Consider the following 16,801-nt stretch of genomic DNA (forward strand, 5'->3'; position numbering starts at 1 on the left):
CCATGCGAACACATGGGATGGCCGCCCTCGTCGGACTGCTTGCAGCTCTCGCGGTGCTGGCGACCGCCGAGGCCGTGGCCGTCTTCGTCTCCAGCTCCTCCTCGCCGTTCTTCGCCGTCGGTCAGCTGGCCATCGATCTGGCCCCTGCCTGGCTCAAGGAGTCGATGATCGCCCTGTTCGGCACGGGTGACAAGATCGCGCTCTTTGTGATCCTCGGGCTCGTGGTTATCGTGTTCGCCGCCCTCGCCGGTGTGCTCGAGCGGCGCCGACCGCCTCTCGGCGTAGCGATTCTGGTGCTTTTCTCGGCGGTGGCCGTCGTCGCCGTGCAGACCCGGCCCGAGGCCAGCGCCCTGTGGGCGTTCCCGACAGTGCTGGGGATGATCGCCGGCGTGCTCGTGCTGCGCTCGGGCATCCGGCGTCTGGGTGCTTGGCTCGATGTGCCTGAGGCTGCACACGCGGGCATGCAGCGCAGGCAGTTTCTGACCTTCGCCGGCGTCACGGGTGCGACGGCTCTGATCGTGGCGATCGGCGCCAGAGCGATGAACGCCAGTACGGCGGCGGTCACCGCCATCCGGCAGGCGATCGCCCTGCCTACTCCGGCGACGGCGGCGCCGGCCATCGACCCCGGCACGAGCCTCGACGTCGACGGCATCAGCACGTTGATCACTCCGAACGAGCAGTTCTACCGCATTGACGTGGCGCTTCAGGTGCCGCAGATCGATCCCGACGGCTGGCAGTTGAAAATCACGGGGCTCGTCGATACCGAGGTCACGATCAGCTACGCCGAACTCCTCGCCCTTCCTCTCACCGAGCACGTGACCACGATCGCCTGCGTGTCGAACGAGGTCGGAGGCGGGCTGATCGGCAACGCCACCTGGCTGGGCTACCCTATTCGCGAATTGCTGGCGCGTGCCGGCGTTCAGTCGGGGGCCGACATGGTGCTCTCGTCGGGGCCCGACGGGTTCAGTGCCGGCACCCCCATCGAGGCTCTGACCGATCCGAATAGAGAAGCTCTGCTGGCCGTCGGCATGAACGGCGAGCCGTTGCCCACTGAGCACGGTTTTCCGGCACGCATGATCGTGCCCGGCCTGTTCGGCTACGTGTCGGCGACCAAGTGGGTCACCGAGATGAAGGTCACGCGCTTCGCCGATGCCGAGGGGTACTGGACCCCGCGGGGCTGGGACGCCCTCGGCCCCGTGGTGACCCAGTCGCGCATCGACGTGCCGCTCTCGGGCCAGACCGTCGCATCCGGAACCGTCGCCATCGCGGGCGTCGCCTGGGCGCCGCACACCGGAATCGCGGGCGTCGAGGTGCGCGTCGACAACGGCTCGTGGCAGAAGGCGACGCTCGCGCCCGCCATCTCCGACGACACGTGGGTGCAGTGGGTGCTGCAGTGGCAGGCCCCGGCCGGTGCGCACACGATCGCGGTGCGAGCGACCGACAAATCGGGGTACACGCAGACCGACAGGCAGGCGCCGCCTGCTCCCAGCGGCGCGACCGGATGGGACACGATTCGGGTCACCGTCGAGAACTGACGCCGCGCGGCCCACACGACCCCCGTTCGGCGGGTACTGTGAACGACGGTATAGATCGTGAGGGAGAGCAGTTTGTCTCGAACAGATGGCGTCGACCCGGGCGCGCCGAGGCCGTTCCAGGTCGACCTGCGTGGCGTGGTCGACCTGCTCTCGAGGCACATCTACTCGAGCCCGCAGGTCTTCTTGCGTGAGCTGTTGCAGAACGGGCGCGATGCCGTCATCGCCCGACGGCAGCAGGTGGCAGAACCCATAGCCGGTGGCGGCGGAATCTGGATCACCCCCGCGTTCGGAGAGGGCGCGGAGTTCGTCTTCCGTGACAATGGAATCGGGCTGACTCTCGCCGATGTGGGGGAGTTGCTTGCCACGGTCGGCCGATCGTCGAAACGAGATCTGTTCGACCTGCCGCGAACCGACTACCTCGGCCAGTTCGGAATCGGACTGCTCAGCTGCTTCATGGTCGCCGATCGCATCGTGATCCGGTCGCGTGCGGCGGCTGGCGGGCCGGGTGTCGAGTGGATCGGCACCACCGACGGAACATATACGGCGCGCGAACTCGACGAGCACGAGACCGCCGCTCTGGCGATCGGCACCGAAGTCCGTCTCGTGCCCCTCCCCGGCATGGCCGAGCTTCTGTCCAGCGCCTCGATCGTCGCCCTCGCGACCCGCTTCGGCGAGTTCCTCGACCTGCCCGTGCACATCAATCTGCCGCGCGGAGGTGAGGAGACCATCAATCGCGATGCCGTCTTCCTGCACACGAACGCGGAACCGTCGGCGGGGCTCGTCGCCTACGGCGCCGAGCTGCTCGGAGCGACTCCCTTCGACGCGATCCCGCTCGTCGTTCCCGGCACCGCAACGCGCGGAACGGCTTTTGTGCTTCCCTATGCACCGCCGCCTGGCTCGCGCCAGTCCACCCGTGTCTACCTCGGCCGGATGCTGCTCGGTGAGCGTATCGATGAGCTGCTGCCCGACTGGGCGTTCTTCGTTCGCGCCGTCATCGACACCGAAGGACTGCAGCCCACCGCATCGCGCGAGCAGCTGGTCGAGAACGAGTCGCTCGAGTACACCCGGGCAGAGCTCGGTTCGGCGCTTCGCCGATGGATTCTGCAGAAGGCGCTGGCCGAGCCTCACCGTCTCGCCGAGTTCGTGGCCATCCATCACGTCGCGCTCAAGTCGCTTGTCGTGCACGACGACGAACTCGCTGGCGTGCTGGCCCGCTGGCTCTCTGTCGAGACATCGGCGGGCCCGATGACGCTCGACGCTGTTATGCAGCGCTCGGCGCACGTGCGCTACGCCGAGACCGTCGACGAGTTCAGGCAGGTCGCGGCCTTCGCAGACCGTTCGTCGCCCATCGTGAACGGCGGGTACATCTACGACGCGGAGATCGTGCGTCGGCTGCCCGACATCGTCGCCGGGGTGACCGTCGAGCGGGTCACCGTGCTCGGAGAACTCGACAATCTCGACTCGCCGCCGATGGCAGACCGGGCCAGCGCCCACGCCCTCGAGGATCGCGCCACAGAGGCGTTGCGCGACGTGTCGTGCGACGTCGACGTGCGGAGCTTCGAGCCGGCCGACCTTCCGGCGCTCGCGGTCGCCGACCCCGACGCCCTGCGATCGATCGGCCGTGCCGCCTCGCAGGAGGCCGCGCCCCCGCTCTGGGGTTCTGTGCTCGGTCGCGTCGACACCGCGGCTGCCGCACGCCGCGGCGGCCAGTCCTCGGCCCGCCTGAGGCTCTGCCTCAACTGGAACAACCCTCTGGTGCGCACCCTCGCAACCACCCATGATGCCGCCGTCTTCAGCCGAAGCATCCAGCTCGTCTACGTTCAGGCCCTGCTCGCGGGCCACAGGCCGCTGCAGACCGCCGACCGCCGGATGCTCACCTCGGCTCTGTCAGACCTGGTGCACCTGAGCGTCGGCCTGCCCGATCACCCCTCCCGAGAAAGCGACGAGTCGTAGATGTCAAGCAGCACGATCCTGGAGTTGTTCACGCAGATAGACGCACTGCCGTTCGGTGCTGCCGAGCGGTCGCTCATCGACCAGGCGATCGCCTTGGCCGACGAGGCGGGCGAAGACACGCTCGCCTATGAGGCGCGACTCAGGCTCACCGCGTCGGCCAAGATGACGGGTGACACCGACGCGATGCTGGCCTCGTTCGGCTGGTGCCTCGGCAAGCACGACAGCGACCCGGCCCGCTTTCCCTTGAAGGTCGGCGAGCTCGATCTGCTGTGGCAGTTCAAGTGGATGGCGGGCACGCTCGGTGCGTCACCCCTGTTTCCGCGTGCCGAGATCGAGGCCGTGCTCGACGAGATGGAGACGCGATACCGCAGAGCCGGAGTCGGCATGAGCGGTGTGCTCCAGGCACGCTTCGACGACGCGGTCGACAACCTGAGCGACGTAGAGGCGGAGAACGCCCGGGCTGCGCTTCGCCGCGAACCGCGCGACGACTACAGCCACTGCGACGCCTGCGTGCGAAGCGAAGACGCCGCCTACCTCGCATCGGTCGGCCGCGACGCGGAGGCGATCGAGCGCTTCGACGAGATCGTCGAACAGAATCTGAGCTGCGGAGAAGAGCCGGAGACGGCCTTGAGCCGGGGGCTTCTCTCGTGGCTTCGGGCCGGAGAGCTCGAGACGGCGAAGGCGGCGCATCTGCGCAGCTACAGGCTGGCGCGGTCGAACTCGGACAACATCGGCATCATCGCAAACCATCTCGTCTTCTGTGCGGTGACCGGCAATGCTGCTCGCGGCCTCACCCTGCTCGAGCGCCACATCGGCTGGCTCGCCCACGACTCGCTCAATGCCCGCGCGCACTTCGCTGCGCTGCGCGCGTTCGGTGTTCTGCTCGATGCGGTCGTTCGAAGCGGCCACGGCGACGCCGCGGTGCGCGGTGCGGGGGCCGCGGCGCTCGAGCCGTTCTTCGGGCCTCACGAGGGAGAGTGGAGCGCTGCGGAGCTCGCCGAAGCCTCCTGGCGTGCCGCCGAAAGTCTGGCCCGCGCCTTCGACGAGCGCAACGGCAACGACCGGCACAGCAGTCTCGTCGAGCAGTCTCGTGCCCTCGCCGACGAGCACTTCGACCTGCCGATGCAGGGCGAGGGCTTCCTTCCCAGCATCCCGACGGCGACCGAGGCCGACCCGGTGGATGCCGCGGGCTGGCTCGTGCGCGCCCGGGAGCTGATGGGCACGGGCGCCTACGGCGACTCCTTGGCCGCCGCCAGGCGAGGTCTTGAGGCCGGCCGCCTCGAGGCCGAGCCCCTCGACCGGAGCCCGGCCGGACGCATCCGGTCGTTGCTCTACGCCGTGCTGATTCAGGCTCTCATTGCGGCGGGAGACCTCGACGAGGCAGCGGCTCGGCAGATCGATCGCATCGCAGTGCTGCGAGACATGGGCTGCGACGACCAGGCCGACATCGAGGTCGTGCTCGGGCTCATCATGCTCGGCACGGCCGTCGACGACGACGTGCACGTTCTCGAGATGACCCTGCAGGCGGCGGATGCGCGGGGTGCCGACAGCGAGACCCGCGCCGACCTCGCGCTCACGCTCGGCTCGGTGCACCTGCAGGAGGGGCGCGCCGAAGATGCTCTGGTGCTCTTTCGTCGGGCGGTGGAGCTGCTCGAGGAGACGCCCGACAGCCCGATGTGGATCTCGGCTCTGATGTTCCTGGCACACGCGCTCGCGCGAACCGACGAGCTCGCCGAAGCGGTGTCGACCCTGGATCGTCTTCTCGAGTTCGACCTCGATCGAGCGTTCCGCGCCACCGCGCATCATCTTCTGGCTCAGCTCGCCGGCGCGGAGGGCGAAGTCGAGCCAGGTCTGGCGGCTGCTGACGCGGCGCTGGCACTGTGGACCCGGCTCGGCCACCGCTCCGGCATGGTCGACTCGGCCGTGCTCAGCGCGTCGCTGCTGCGCGACGCGGGCCGCCTCGACGAGGCCGTGACCCGGTGGCGCCTTGCCGTTCGTGAGGCCGAGCTGGCCGAGAGGCCGGATGTCGACGGGCTGCGGTACGGCCTGGGTCGGCTGCTCGTTCAGGCCGGCCAGCCAGAGGCCGCGGCCGAGGTTCTCGACGACGTCTACGCCTCCGAAGTCTCGTCGGATGCGACGGCGGGCGCCCGAGCCGAGACACTGTTCTGGCTGGGTCAGGCGCACAGGCAGTCCGGCGACGGGTCGTCGGCCTACGGCGCCTGGAGCCGGGCGATCGAGCTCTACGCCGAAGCGGAGGACCCCAGTGGTGCGACGCACGCAGGTATCGCGCTCGGCGGACTCCTGCTGGCATACGAAGACGAGCAGTCCGTCTCGGTGCTCGAGGAGGCTCTGGCCTCGGCCCGCGGCGCCGACGAGCTGCAGCTGCTCGTCGAGGCCTTGCACACGCTGGGCCGCGCTCGCTGCAGCTTCGGAGACGCAGCCGGGCTCGCCGAACTCGATGAAGTACTGACCATCGCGCGAGCGGAGGAGGCGGAGTGGCTCATCGCCGATGTCACCGACTCCAAGGCTCGAGCGCTGCAGCAGCTCGACCGTCTCGCCGAGGCGGTGCCCGTGGCGCTCTCGGCGGCCGACGGCTACGCGGCATCCGGCGATGAGGTCGCTGCGGGGCTCGCCGAATTGCTCGCCGCCCGCATGCTCGTCGCGCAGCAGAACGCGGAGGCGGCAGTCACGATCTACCGAGGCGCCCTCGAGCGCCTCGGCGACGTTCCGCAGGCTCACGTCGCCGCAACGCTCGAGTTGGGAGACGCTCTCGAACAGCTGGGCCGGCACGCTGAAGCAGCGGAGGCTCGCGCCTCGATCGACGCGAGCTGACCTCAGCCGATCAGCGAGGGGCGCAGGTCTCGCAGCGTGCGCGTTCTCGTCATGCGACGTGCGCCCAGCCACGAGAGGGCGAGCGCACCGAGAAGGAACGCGAGCAGCACGGCCACATCGGCCCATGCCAGCGCGAGGTTGCCGCCGTACATGAGCTGCCGGATGCCGTCGACCGCGTATCCCATCGGCAGCGCGTGGTGCAGCGCGGCGAGCGGGCCGGGCAGCGTCTGCCAGGGGAACGTGCCGCCGGCGGTCACGAGCTGCAGCACCATCAGCACCAGTCCGAGGAACTGCCCGACGCTGCCCAACCAGACGTTGAGCGCCAAGATGATCGCGGCGTACGTCACCGAGGTCACGATCATGAATCCGAGCATGCCCAGTGGATTCGCCACGGAGTAGCCGAGGGCGAGGGTCACGATGCCGAACACGGCGATCATCTGCACGGCGCCGAGGATGCCCGGGGTCATCAGGCCCGCCGCCGTCACCCGCACGGGCTTGCGGAGAGCGGTGAGCGCCCGCTTCGACAGCGGCTTGATGATGAGGAACAGGGCGTAGATGCCGATCCACGCGGCGAGGCTGATGAAGAACGGCGCCATTCCTGCACCGTAGGCGCTGGCTTTGGTCACGGCGCTCGTGTCGATGGCCGCCGGGTCCGAGATGATCGACGCGCTCTTCTCGCGCTGCGCGGCCGTCTCGATGGGCAGCTTGCCGAGCCCGTCGCTGAGTCCGGTCGCCAGCTTGTGCGCTCCGTCGTCGAGCTTCAGGATGCCGGTCTGCAGATCGGCGGCGCCGGATGCGAGCGCAGGCGTGCCCGCGGCGAGCGTGGCGCTGCCGTCAGCCAGCTGCTGGGTGCCCGCGGCCAGGGCGGAGGCACCGGTTGACGCGTCGGAGATGCCTCCGGCCAGGGTCGGGGCCGAGGCGGCAAGGGCTGCTGTGCCGTCGGCGACCTGCTGGCTGCCGGAGGCGAGGGCCGCGAGCTTGCCGTTGAGATCTTGGATCTTGGTGTTGGCGTCGACGACCTGCTGACCCAGGGGGTTGAGGGCGGTGAGGATCTTGTCGGCCTGCTCCTGAGTGATGACCTTGTTCATCAGGAGTTCGTTCACCTGCGCGGTGATGTCCGTTTGAGCCTGTGGAACATCTGTCGCGATGGTGTTTGCCTTGGCCGCGAGTTCGGCCCCCGACGTTGCGAGCTCGGCGTTACCCGCCGCGACCTTCTGCGCTCCCGTGTTCAGCGCCGCCGTGTCCGAGGGCAGGGTCGACGTCGCATTGGCGAGCTGCTGCAGCCCCGAACTGAGGTCGTAGGCCCCTGTGTTCGCCTGCGACGCTCCAGTCGCCAGCTGTTGTGCTCCGTCGTTGGCGGAGGCGGCGCCTGCCGCGAGCTGGGCTGAGCCGTTCGCCGCGGTTGTTGTGCCGTCGGCCAGCTGGTTCGCTCCGTCGATGGCGGTCTCGAGGCTCGTGCCCACGTCGGCGAAGCCGTCGAGAAACTGCAGTGCCGCCTCTTTTCCGACCTTCTCGGCGATCGAGGAGCGCACCTTCTCGGCCACGTTCCCCGCGATCGTGGTGGCCAGGAAGCTATTCGTGTCGTTTGTGGTGAGCTCGACCGACGCCTGCTTCGGCGACGCGGTGGTCGGCGAAGTGAGGTCTGTCGAGAAGTCCTTCCCGAGGGTGAGCACGAAGTCGAAGGTGCCGTCGCTGACGCCCGTCTTCGCCTCGGCCGCGGTGGCCTCGATCCACTTGACGCTGTTGTCTTTCAGCAGCTCGTCGCGCACCTCGTCGCCGTAGTTCACGGTCGAGGTCGTGCCGTCGGAGTCGGTCTGCGTGGCTCCCGTGTCTTCGACGACGAGGCCCACGGGCACGTCTTTGAGGTTGCCGTAGGGGTCGTTGTTTCCCCACAGGTAGAGCCCCGCGTAGATGATGGGAACGCACATGAGCGCGACGAGCGCCAGGATCCCCATCCTCGATGAGGTGAGTCGGCGAAGTTCGGTGCGGACGAGCGTGACGATGGTCATTTCGTGTCTTCTTCTACGATCTCGGGTTCTTCTACGACGATGGGTTCTTCGCTGACTTCGGCTTCTTCTACGATGTTGGGCCGAACGGCATCGGGCTGGGTGTCTTCCTCAGCAGCCACTTCGGGCAGCACGTGCTTCGGCGCCACCGTGGGCACGGGCTCGGCGAGCGCCGCATCGAGCAGTGCGGCGGATGCTGCTCCCGCGATCACAAGAACGGCGTAGCCGCGCTCGGCCAGGCCCTCGGCGACGGGGTACCACTCGAGCGGGTCGCCGCCGTGCCGGTCGGGCGAAGTGAGCACGATCGCATCGACGTCTTCGCGCAGGGCCGCCAGCTCGGCGAGCACGTGCAGCCGCACGGTCGCCGGCACATGTTCGATGGGGGTGCGGGCGAACTCGCGTGCGCCCAGCGTGTCGAGCGTCTCGAGAACAGCCTTCGACGACGAGGGCAGCTCGGCGAACATCAGCTCCTCCTGCACGATGCCGTCGAGCCGCAGTCCGGCCGCCGGCTCCGAGATATCGGGTGCATCGACCACGGCCACGGATGCGCGCAGCTCGTCGCCGCTCACCTCGGGGTCGCGGGTCACCGAGCCATGCTCGGGGATCATGCGCCCGCTCGCGATCAGCGCGAGGAGCGTCGGCCGCTGGGCTGTTTCTGTCGCCACGAGGGTGACGGCGCCGCTTTCGAAGCCGACCGTCGTGGGGCGCAGCGCATCCGCGCCCTCGCCCGCGGTCACGTCGATGAGGTCGATTCTCATGCTTGGGCTCCCGATGAATGTGCCGAAAGGCTGGTGGATGCCTCGGGCTGGGCCTCGAGCGCAAGCTCGGGCGAGGCGTCGATGAGTTCTGCAGCCTCTCGCCACGACAGACCCGCCGTGCTGAGTGCAACGAGCATGACGAGTCGGTGGCCCTCCTCGTAGGAGATGTCGTCGCGAACGGCCTCGTCGAGCACCGAGACGGCGGCGCCCTCGATGAGTCGGGCCAGTGTGCGGGGTTCGATGTCAGTGCGCAGCTGGCCCGCGGCGACACCCTGTCGAACAATGGCGAGCAGGCCGCGGCGAACGGGTTCGAGACCCTCTGCCACGATCTCGCGGCGGGGGCCGCGGATCGCCAGTTGGGCGGTCACGCGCACGTCTTCGACCTCGCTCCAGAGTCGGGCGCCGACCAATGCGAGGGCGACACGGGCATCCGCATGCTGGATGGGCGCGAGCGCGGCGGTCACCCGAGCGATGCCGCGGTCGTTCAGCTCGGCGATGAGCTCGTCGCGTGTGCTGAAGTGGCCGTAGATCGAGCGGCGCGACAGACCGGCGGCCGATGCGATCGTCTCGAGCGACGCATCCGGGTTGTGGTTCAGCTCGGAGATCGCGGCGTCGAGGATGGCGAGCCTGTTCTCGGCGGCATCGCGCCGGCGCGCGCGTGGAGGCCGGGATGCTCGGCGTGGGGAGGTGCTGGTGTCGGTCACCGGTCGATTCTAATAACTTGCACACTCGTGTGCAAGTTATTCAGTGATTGCTCAGCTACTCATTCTGGGTAGCCGTCTGAACTGCAGTGAGTAGTTGCTGCTCAGTCGCCGCAGCGCACGTCAGACGAGAGTTGTCTCATCGCCGAATCCCGGCACCACACCACAGACACACCAACACGAATCGAGACGACAATGAACATCATCAAAGGCTTCCGCGACATGGGCGCGATGTTGAACGCAGCTCCCGGCCTGATCGAGTCGGCCAATGAAATGTCAGCTCAGGCGAAGGCCATGCAGGCGCCCGCAGCGGGGTTCTCCGCCGGTGCCTACGGGTTCGGCGCGCCCGTGCAGATCGAGCCGAACCCCGCCAACCTCGTGCCGATCGCCGGAGTCGACATCGAACTCTGGGCGCGCATCGCCAAGGGCATCGCTCCCTACGGGTACGACGTGTCGAAGCTGCCGGCAGTAGCCGCATCGTTCGGCGTCGCTCCGGCCGACTGGGCCGTCGCCGTCGAGGGCTGGAACACCCGTCTCTCCGCCGACCCCGGCGTCGCCCAGCGCTTCAACGCCATCTACCGGGCCGCCTGATCATGGGCCTGATATCGAACTATTTCAAGGTGATGAAACTCACCGAGGAGATGGAGAAGAAGAGCGATGTGAAGGGTGACCTCGCTCGCATGCAGGCCGGCATGAACGGCGCCAACCAGACCTTGGCCACCATGGCGGCCCAGCGTCAGTCCGCGGAGCAGTCGCTCGCTGCCGGTCCGATTGACGGCGAGGTTGGTCGCGTCGACGCGGCGGCCACCATCACCCAGTTCGCGCCCACCGGCGTGATGATCTCGGGCCGCACCGTGATCGAGCTGCAGCTGCTCGTGAGCCTTCCCGGCGGCATCCCGTTGCCGGTCGCGCACAGCGCGGCCCTCGACATGGGTCAGATTCCTCGCCTGGTGCCGGGCGCGCGCATCGCCGTCACGCTCAATCCGGCAGACCCCGCATCCCTGCGCATCGACTGGAGCAAGCCGGCACCTGTCTAGAGGTGACGGGCGAGCAGGGTCAACACCTGGTCGGCCGTCGGCACACCGGATGCGCGGGCGAGCTCCGCGCCCGATTCGTCGCGAACCACGACGGTCGGCGTCGCGATGATGTTCGCCCGCTCGGCGTCATCGGGGTTCGACGCAACGTTCGACTCACTGAAGGCGACTCGATCGCGCACGAATGGCCGCACCTGCTCGAGAACGCTACGGGTCTGGGTGCACGCCCCGCAGAAGCTCGAACTGTAGAGGTGCACGGAGAGGGGCATACAGAGTGCAACGCGATCGCGGCCCCGGGATTCCCGACGGCGCTGGCGTACCATCGAGATATGAGCGGCGACAACCTTCTCGGCCTGCCCGAGACACTCCTTCCCGAAGACACAGCTGTTATGGAGGCGCTCGCGGAGCGCTCCCCGGCAACGGCGGCCGATCTTGGCGAGCTGGTCAAGCAGTTCCCGACATCGTCGCTGCTGTGGGCGCTGCTGTCTGAAGAGCTGTGGGCGGTCGGAGCGGTGCTCCCGTCGTACGCCTATGCCCGGGTTGGCTACCACCGTGGCCTCGACGCCCTGCGCAAGGGCGGCTGGCGCGGGCAGGGGCCCGTTCCCTGGTCGCACGAGCCCAACCGCGGCGTGCTCCTGTCGCTCTACACGCTGCGCCGCGCCGCCGAGGCATTCGGTGAGGTCGACGAGGTCAAGCGACTCGGCGACTTCCTGCAGATGTCAGATCCCCGTGCGATCGACGCCATCGAGGCGACCATCCGTCCCGTCACCGACCAGCCGGTGACCGAGGCCATCATCATCAGGGGTCAAGACTGAGGTGAACATCGTCGCCGACGCCACGGCGTTCGCCACTGTCGCAGACATCGTTCGAGGGCGAACGCCCGTGTCGCCTCAGGATCGCGAGCTGATGGACTGGATCGCGAAGAGGTATGGCGTCTCCGTGGTGGCTGTTCTGGCCGACCGTGGGCGCTTGCCTCGTGAACCCAACCGTCTGCGTGTTGCGGTGTGGCTCGAGACGGATGCCGAGGCGGCGCGGTTTGACAGTAAGGGCGGCAACTACGACTCGAAAAAGCAGCGCGTCATCGGTACTCGTGTGCTCGCTGATCTGTCCGAAGACGAGCCGATGCCTTTCGTCGTCCCCCAATCCTTCGCGGGCGAGGCCCGCTCAGACATCTATCTCCACTTCACGCCGCAAGACATCGAACGGATCAAGGCGGAGTTGGCGCATCCGCTCATCAGGGCCGTGCGAATCTGGACCGGGGCTGTCGTGTTCCTCGAGACCGATGCTCAGGTGGCGCAATTCGCCGAGAGTGCGGAACGCGAGCGGTGGACGGATGTCATCTGGCGGGCGATACATAAGAAGGACGAGTTCGGTGCGATACCGCGTGAGACCTTCAACATTAGAGTCGACAGCGAACAGACCTTTCAAGAGAAGTTCGAGGGCAACAGGTACTACTACTTTCTCTAAGTTCCTGCTGCGGCCCGGACACGGCGTCGGCTGAACAGCACCGCCAGCGATCCCAGACCCACCAAGACGCAGCTCAACGCCACGATGTAGATGATCACGCTGCCCCATCCGGCGGTCGCCGGGTCGAGGAACGGGTAGGGGTAGATGCCGTTCGACACGGCGCCGCGCATCAGGGAGTATGCGAGCCAGGCGACGGGGTAGATCATCACGACCCTCAGCGCACGCCAGCTGAGCGCGGGGCGGCCGGGCGAGATGAGCCAGTCGAGAACGATGAGCAGCGGTATCCAGACGTGGATGACCTCGTTGGGCCAGCTGAGCCCCTGGAACCCGTCGTAGGGCACGTTTCGGAGCAGCAGGTTGTAGACGCCGGCGGTCACGATCGCGTAGCTGAGCGTCGCCATCCGAACGGTGGTGAAGAGGGTGGTGTCGCGAGGCAGGCGCAGAGCGAGAACGCCGCCCACCACGAACACGACGATGTTCATCATGCTCGTCTCGATGGTGAAGTAGCTGAAGTACTCCCACGGGTCGAAGGCGTTGTTCACGACCCTGTCGGCGATCTGGATGACGAGGGTCACCAATAGCCCGACGCCCGCCACGAGGCGCACCACGCCCACAACTCTTCTGCTCATGACGTTGATTCGTAGCGGACCGCGTTGCCGGTTGGCCCTCCGCGCGAGGTGCCGGGTAGCGTCCTCCGTTACTATGGGGTGGAATCTCTTAGCGGGTTCCGGCCACTCCTCGATACCGAGGCTTCTGACCGATAGGACACATTCATGCCAGCGATCGTTCTCATCGGCGCCCAGTGGGGCGACGAGGGCAAGGGCAAGGCCACCGACCTCCTGGGCGACCGGGTCGACTACGTCGTCAAGTTCAACGGCGGCAACAACGCCGGCCACACCGTGGTCGTCGGCGATAAGAAGTACGCTCTGCACCTGCTGCCGTCAGGCATCCTGAGCCCCGGCGTCACGCCGGTCATCTCCAACGGCGTCGTCGTTGACATCGAAGTGCTGTTCCACGAGCTCGAGGCGCTCGCGGCCCGCGGTGTCGACGTGTCGAAGCTGCTCGTCTCTGCCAACGCCCACGTCATTACGGCCTATCACCGCACCCTCGACAAGGTCACCGAGCGCTTTCTCGGCAAGAAGCAGATCGGCACCACCGGGCGTGGCATCGGCCCGAGCTACGCCGACAAGATCAACCGCGTCGGTATCCGCATCCAAGACCTGTTCGACGAGGGAATCCTGCGCCAGAAGGTCGAGGGCGCACTCGACCTCAAGAACCACATTCTGGTCAAGGTCTACAACCGCCGCGCCATCACGGCCGACGAGGTCATCGACGATCTGCTGAGCTACACCGAGCGGTTGCGCCCGATGGTCGCCGACACCTCGCTCGTGCTCAACCGAGCGCTCGATGAGGGCAAGACGGTGCTGTTCGAGGGCGGCCAGGCGACGATGCTGGATGTCGACCACGGCACGTACCCGTTCGTCACCTCGTCGAACGCCACGTCGGGCGGCGCGGCCACCGGTTCCGGCGTCGCACCCAACCGCATCGACCGCGTGATCGCTGTGGTCAAGGCCTACACGACGCGCGTCGGCGCGGGACCGTTCCCCACCGAGCTCTTCGATGAGTCGGGCGAGTTCCTGCGTTCGCAGGGCTTCGAGTTCGGCACCACCACCGGGCGGCCTCGCCGCTGTGGCTGGTACGACGCGCCGATCGCCCGCTACAGCGCCCGCATCAACGGCGTCACCGACTTCGTGCTCACCAAGCTCGACGTGCTCACCGGGCTCGAGAAGATCCCGGTCTGCGTGGCATACGACGTCGAGGGAGTGCGCGTCGACGAGGTTCCCGTGTCGCAGTCCGACTTTCACCACGCCGTGCCCATCTACGAAGAGTTCCCCGGCTGGAGCGAGGACATCACGGGTGCCCGCGAATTCTCTGATCTGCCGATCAACGCGCAGAACTACGTGCTCGCCATCGAGAAGATGAGCAAGGCGCGCATCTCCGCCATCGGCGTCGGCCCTGGTCGCGACGAGATCGTTGTGCGTCACGACCTGCTCGAGTAGCAGCGGTGCCGTGCACACGGCCGCCCTACGGTGACGTTATCGAAGGGCGCTTCATCTCGCTCGAGCCGTTGACCCGGCAACTCGTGCCGGAGCTGTTCGCGGTCATCGGGCATCCGGAGGTCTTCGCGGGCGGTTACGGCGGCGGGCCCGCCGCCTACCGCGACACGCTCGAGGGCTTCGCCGAATTCGCCGAGTCGTACTACGCGTGGGATGCCGCCAATGTGCACGCGGTGCGCCTCGTCGGCGGGCAGCACGACGGACTGTTGGTCGGCACCTCGACGCTCGGCGACTTCGACCTGTCGCTCGGCTACGCGCACCTCGGCTGGACCGCCTACGACCCGAGGGTCTGGGGCACAGCGGTCAACGCCGAAGCGAAGCTGCTCATTCTCGGTTCCGCCTTCGACAACGGATTCGAGCGGGTCAAGATTCAGGCCGACGTGCTCAACACGCGGTCACGATCAGCCATCGCCAAGCTCGGAGCGACGTTCGAGGGCGTGGCCCGCCACGACATGCGCCGTGCCGATGGAGAATGGCGCGACTCGGCGATCTTCTCGATTCTCAGCGACGAGTGGCCGACCGTCAGGCAGGGCCTCGAGCGGCGCATCGAGAGGCAGGGCGAGCAACCGGTCGAGCTGGTGTCGGCGACACAATAGTTCGTCAGAACGACACATTCTATGGCGCTGCATTCGACGCCGTTTCGTGGTGGACTTGTCTTTATGGACGCTCTCTACACTGCAATTGCCCACGCATCTGGCGGTGGCCGCGATGGCCACGTTCGAAGCGAAGACGACAGGCTCGACTTCGACACCAGGCCCCCCGTCGAGATGGGCGGAAGCGGCGAGGGTACGAACCCTGAGCAGCTCTTCGCCGCCGGATACTCGGCCTGCTTCCTCGGCGCTGTGCACGCCGTGGGTCGCGAGCTGAAGCTCGACACGAAGGATGCCGCGGTGTCGGCCAGCGTGTCGATCGGCCCGAGCGCAGACACCGGCTTCGAGATCGCCGCCGAACTCGACATCTACATCCCGAACGTGACCGCCGACGAGGCGCGCACGATCGCGGAGACCGCTCACCGTGACATCTGCCCCTACTCGAAGGCGATCAACGGCAACGTGCCTGTGGTCCTCAACATCGTCGAATAGCATCCCCTGCGTTCCCTGAGCCTGCTGGATGGCATCCCTTCCACAGGCTCAGGGAACGCACTTGCTTAAGTCGCTAGAGTTTTCGATATGTCTGACACCGCCGCCGCATCCGACGATGCACTCCGCAAACTCGAAGCCATTCGGCAGAGCATCGACAACATCGATGCAGCCCTGATCCATCTTCTGGCCGAGCGGTTCAAGTTCACCCAGGGTGTGGGCGAACTCAAGGCAGCCAATGGGTTGCCGCCCGCCGACCTTGAGCGCGAGGCCCGTCAGATCAAGCGCCTGCGCGCGTTGGCCGAGGAATCGCACCTCGACCCCGACCTGGCCGAGAAGTTTCTGAACTTCATCGTGGCCGAGGTCATTCACCATCACCGCCGCATCGCCGGCGAAGGCGAGTAGCGGCACGCAGCTTAGAGCTGGTTGTTCTTGTTGTGGCGGCGCAGAGCGCGGGCCACGATGAAGAGTGCTGCTCCGACGAGCAGCACCACGAGACCGAGCACGATGTAGGTCGAGACGGTCAATCCGGTCTGGGCAAGTTCAATGGGCATGGAGGCACCTTTCCTCTCGATACTCTCTCACGTTCAGGCGGCCGCGGAGAGACGCGCGTAATAGCACCGGCGCCTGCGTGGCTGTTCGCCGGTCACGGCAAGGAGGTCACAGTGGTGCGGAGCTCGGCGATCGCGTCACGCAGCTCGTGGTCGGTGAGGCCGGTGCGTTCGACCACATCTGGTTCGCCCTCGACGACCGTGCCGACGGCCCACTTCGTTCCATCCGGTCGCACCAGCAGAAGGGACTCGGCCCCATCCACGCGGGCACGCAGCATGGCCGTGCCGCCCGGATGCTGCCGAACGTGTTCCTGAACGATCTCGAGTTCGGCGTCCGGGCCGGATACGTCGGGATCTTGAGCAAAGACGAACCAGGTGAGCAGGGTTCTGGGCTGCATCAGCAGTGAGACCGGATCCGACTCGACGTGCACAACGGTGTCGGCGATCTCATCGTGGATGAGAGTGATCTCCGTCCACAGCGTGGCGCGTCCGAGGGCGTACGCGACGGGCAGCGCCGCCTCGCCAACCTCGATCTCTTCGTCGACGACCGTGGCGAAGCCCCGGCCCAGGAGGGAGGACGCGCCGGCAACGGGAAGGACGTCGGATTGCATCTCTTCTGTGAGGCGCAGCACTCGTGCGCTCATCTCGGCTTCGGGGGTCGACATGCGCTTGAGCAGGTAGGCGATCTCGGCGTAGCCGAAACCGATGGCGTCCGCGGTCGTCTCGGTGGTCTGGTCAGTCATCAGGTGGAGTCCTTTCGGGAGATTC

18 protein-coding genes are annotated in these 16,801 nt (G+C 67.1%); 11 read left to right on the forward strand and 7 right to left on the reverse strand.

From position 1 onward, the window contains the following. The first annotated feature begins 2 nt into the window (after positions 1 to 2). The 3 genes from TZ00_RS04820 to TZ00_RS04830 all read left to right on the forward strand — a co-directional run bounded on the left by TZ00_RS04820 (position 3) and on the right by TZ00_RS04830 (position 6,320). On the forward strand, positions 3 to 1,535 hold the full coding sequence (locus TZ00_RS04820) for a molybdopterin-dependent oxidoreductase (RefSeq protein WP_044439709.1): 1,533 nt from the start codon (positions 3 to 5) through the stop codon (positions 1,533 to 1,535). Between the two features lie 72 nt (positions 1,536 to 1,607). Beyond that, a complete protein-coding gene (locus tag TZ00_RS04825; protein ID WP_044439711.1) occupies positions 1,608 to 3,488 on the forward strand; it encodes an HSP90 family protein in 1,881 nt (626 codons plus the stop codon). Beyond that, positions 3,489 to 6,320 (forward strand): hypothetical protein, encoded by a 2,832-nt coding sequence (locus TZ00_RS04830; RefSeq protein WP_044439713.1) that lies wholly within the window; start codon positions 3,489 to 3,491, stop codon positions 6,318 to 6,320. It begins immediately after the preceding gene. 2 nt (positions 6,321 to 6,322) lie between these two features. On the opposite strand, the gene TZ00_RS04835 is transcribed toward TZ00_RS04830, so the two are convergent. The 3 genes from TZ00_RS04835 to TZ00_RS04845 are packed head-to-tail and all read right to left on the reverse strand — an operon-like array spanning position 6,323 to position 9,788. Further along, positions 6,323 to 8,329: a YhgE/Pip domain-containing protein gene (locus TZ00_RS04835; protein WP_044439715.1), complete on the reverse strand. Its 2,007-nt coding sequence runs from the start codon at positions 8,327 to 8,329 to the stop codon at positions 6,323 to 6,325. Next, a complete protein-coding gene (locus TZ00_RS04840) occupies positions 8,326 to 9,084 on the reverse strand; it encodes a hypothetical protein (protein ID WP_052521292.1) in 759 nt (252 codons plus the stop codon). The genes TZ00_RS04835 and TZ00_RS04840 overlap by 4 nt, the downstream gene beginning before the upstream one ends. Further along, positions 9,081 to 9,788, reverse strand: coding sequence for a TetR/AcrR family transcriptional regulator (locus TZ00_RS04845; protein WP_044439717.1), 708 nt, complete (start codon positions 9,786 to 9,788; stop codon positions 9,081 to 9,083). Before TZ00_RS04845 ends, TZ00_RS04840 begins: the two co-directional genes overlap by 4 nt. Positions 9,789 to 9,980: 192 nt before the next feature. On the opposite strand from TZ00_RS04845, the gene TZ00_RS04850 reads away from it, so the two are divergent. Continuing rightward, positions 9,981 to 10,376 (forward strand): hypothetical protein, encoded by a 396-nt coding sequence (locus tag TZ00_RS04850; protein ID WP_044439719.1) that lies wholly within the window; start codon positions 9,981 to 9,983, stop codon positions 10,374 to 10,376. A 29-nt stretch (positions 10,377 to 10,405) separates the two neighbouring features. Then, a complete protein-coding gene (locus TZ00_RS04855; RefSeq protein ID WP_152631087.1) occupies positions 10,406 to 10,822 on the forward strand; it encodes a hypothetical protein in 417 nt (138 codons plus the stop codon). Here the strand turns inward: TZ00_RS04855 and TZ00_RS04860 are convergent. Next, positions 10,819 to 11,088 carry a thioredoxin domain-containing protein gene (locus TZ00_RS04860; RefSeq protein WP_044439723.1) on the reverse strand — a complete coding sequence of 90 codons (270 nt, stop codon included), beginning with the start codon at positions 11,086 to 11,088 and terminating at the stop codon, positions 10,819 to 10,821. The genes TZ00_RS04855 and TZ00_RS04860 overlap by 4 nt on opposite strands. Before the next feature lie 60 nt (positions 11,089 to 11,148). On the opposite strand from TZ00_RS04860, the gene TZ00_RS04865 reads away from it, so the two are divergent. Both TZ00_RS04865 and TZ00_RS04870 read left to right on the forward strand, forming a co-directional pair. Then, a complete protein-coding gene (locus TZ00_RS04865) occupies positions 11,149 to 11,634 on the forward strand; it encodes a DUF3151 domain-containing protein (protein ID WP_044439725.1) in 486 nt (161 codons plus the stop codon). A 1-nt stretch (position 11,635) separates the two neighbouring features. Then, a complete protein-coding gene (locus TZ00_RS04870; protein WP_044439727.1) occupies positions 11,636 to 12,286 on the forward strand; it encodes a hypothetical protein in 651 nt (216 codons plus the stop codon). Here TZ00_RS04870 and TZ00_RS04875 read toward each other — a convergent pair. Next, positions 12,283 to 12,915 (reverse strand): Pr6Pr family membrane protein, encoded by a 633-nt coding sequence (locus TZ00_RS04875; RefSeq protein WP_152631088.1) that lies wholly within the window; start codon positions 12,913 to 12,915, stop codon positions 12,283 to 12,285. The two genes, TZ00_RS04870 and TZ00_RS04875, sit on opposite strands and share 4 nt — an antisense overlap. 144 nt (positions 12,916 to 13,059) lie before the next feature. On the opposite strand from TZ00_RS04875, the gene TZ00_RS04880 reads away from it, so the two are divergent. From TZ00_RS04880 to TZ00_RS04895, 4 genes are all read left to right on the forward strand, one after another. Continuing rightward, the gene (locus tag TZ00_RS04880) at positions 13,060 to 14,346 is read left to right on the forward strand and encodes an adenylosuccinate synthase (protein WP_044439729.1); all 1,287 of its coding nucleotides are present in this window, start codon (positions 13,060 to 13,062) and stop codon (positions 14,344 to 14,346) included. Positions 14,347 to 14,351: 5 nt separating this feature from the next. Then, positions 14,352 to 14,999, forward strand: coding sequence for a GNAT family N-acetyltransferase (locus TZ00_RS04885; protein WP_044439731.1), 648 nt, complete (start codon positions 14,352 to 14,354; stop codon positions 14,997 to 14,999). A 63-nt stretch (positions 15,000 to 15,062) separates the two neighbouring features. Next, positions 15,063 to 15,485, forward strand: a complete 423-nt coding sequence (locus TZ00_RS04890) for an organic hydroperoxide resistance protein (RefSeq protein WP_044439733.1) — start codon at positions 15,063 to 15,065, stop codon at positions 15,483 to 15,485. Between the two features lie 87 nt (positions 15,486 to 15,572). Further along, positions 15,573 to 15,887, forward strand: coding sequence for a chorismate mutase (locus TZ00_RS04895; RefSeq protein ID WP_044439734.1), 315 nt, complete (start codon positions 15,573 to 15,575; stop codon positions 15,885 to 15,887). Positions 15,888 to 15,898: 11 nt separating this feature from the next. Here TZ00_RS04895 and TZ00_RS19910 read toward each other — a convergent pair whose 3' ends face one another. Together TZ00_RS19910 and TZ00_RS04900 are read right to left on the reverse strand one after the other, a co-directional pair. After that, positions 15,899 to 16,036: a hypothetical protein gene (locus TZ00_RS19910; RefSeq protein WP_161793730.1), complete on the reverse strand. Its 138-nt coding sequence runs from the start codon at positions 16,034 to 16,036 to the stop codon at positions 15,899 to 15,901. Positions 16,037 to 16,128: 92 nt separating this feature from the next. Next, positions 16,129 to 16,776, reverse strand: a complete 648-nt coding sequence (locus TZ00_RS04900; protein ID WP_044439735.1) for a hypothetical protein — start codon at positions 16,774 to 16,776, stop codon at positions 16,129 to 16,131. Positions 16,777 to 16,801 lie beyond the last annotated feature (25 nt).

This window comes from Agreia bicolorata (assembly GCF_000938265.1).
Classification (GTDB): domain Bacteria; phylum Actinomycetota; class Actinomycetes; order Actinomycetales; family Microbacteriaceae; genus Agreia; species Agreia bicolorata.

Coding starts and splice junctions, on each gene's coding strand:
- TZ00_RS04820 (WP_044439709.1), top strand. CDS start 3: ATGCGAACACATGGGATGGCCGCCCTCGTCGGACTGCTTGCAGCTCTC.
- TZ00_RS04830 (WP_044439713.1), top strand. CDS start 3,489: ATGTCAAGCAGCACGATCCTGGAGTTGTTCACGCAGATAGACGCACTG.
- TZ00_RS04835 (WP_044439715.1), bottom strand. CDS start 8,329: ATGACCATCGTCACGCTCGTCCGCACCGAACTTCGCCGACTCACCTCA.
- TZ00_RS04840 (WP_052521292.1), bottom strand. CDS start 9,084: ATGAGAATCGACCTCATCGACGTGACCGCGGGCGAGGGCGCGGATGCG.
- TZ00_RS04850 (WP_044439719.1), top strand. CDS start 9,981: ATGAACATCATCAAAGGCTTCCGCGACATGGGCGCGATGTTGAACGCA.
- TZ00_RS04860 (WP_044439723.1), bottom strand. CDS start 11,088: ATGCCCCTCTCCGTGCACCTCTACAGTTCGAGCTTCTGCGGGGCGTGC.
- TZ00_RS04865 (WP_044439725.1), top strand. CDS start 11,149: ATGAGCGGCGACAACCTTCTCGGCCTGCCCGAGACACTCCTTCCCGAA.
- TZ00_RS04875 (WP_152631088.1), bottom strand. CDS start 12,915: ATGAGCAGAAGAGTTGTGGGCGTGGTGCGCCTCGTGGCGGGCGTCGGG.
- TZ00_RS04880 (WP_044439729.1), top strand. CDS start 13,060: ATGCCAGCGATCGTTCTCATCGGCGCCCAGTGGGGCGACGAGGGCAAG.
- TZ00_RS04890 (WP_044439733.1), top strand. CDS start 15,063: ATGGACGCTCTCTACACTGCAATTGCCCACGCATCTGGCGGTGGCCGC.
- TZ00_RS04895 (WP_044439734.1), top strand. CDS start 15,573: ATGTCTGACACCGCCGCCGCATCCGACGATGCACTCCGCAAACTCGAA.
- TZ00_RS19910 (WP_161793730.1), bottom strand. CDS start 16,036: ATGCCCATTGAACTTGCCCAGACCGGATTGACCGTCTCGACCTACATC.
- TZ00_RS04900 (WP_044439735.1), bottom strand. CDS start 16,776: ATGACTGACCAGACCACCGAGACGACCGCGGACGCCATCGGTTTCGGC.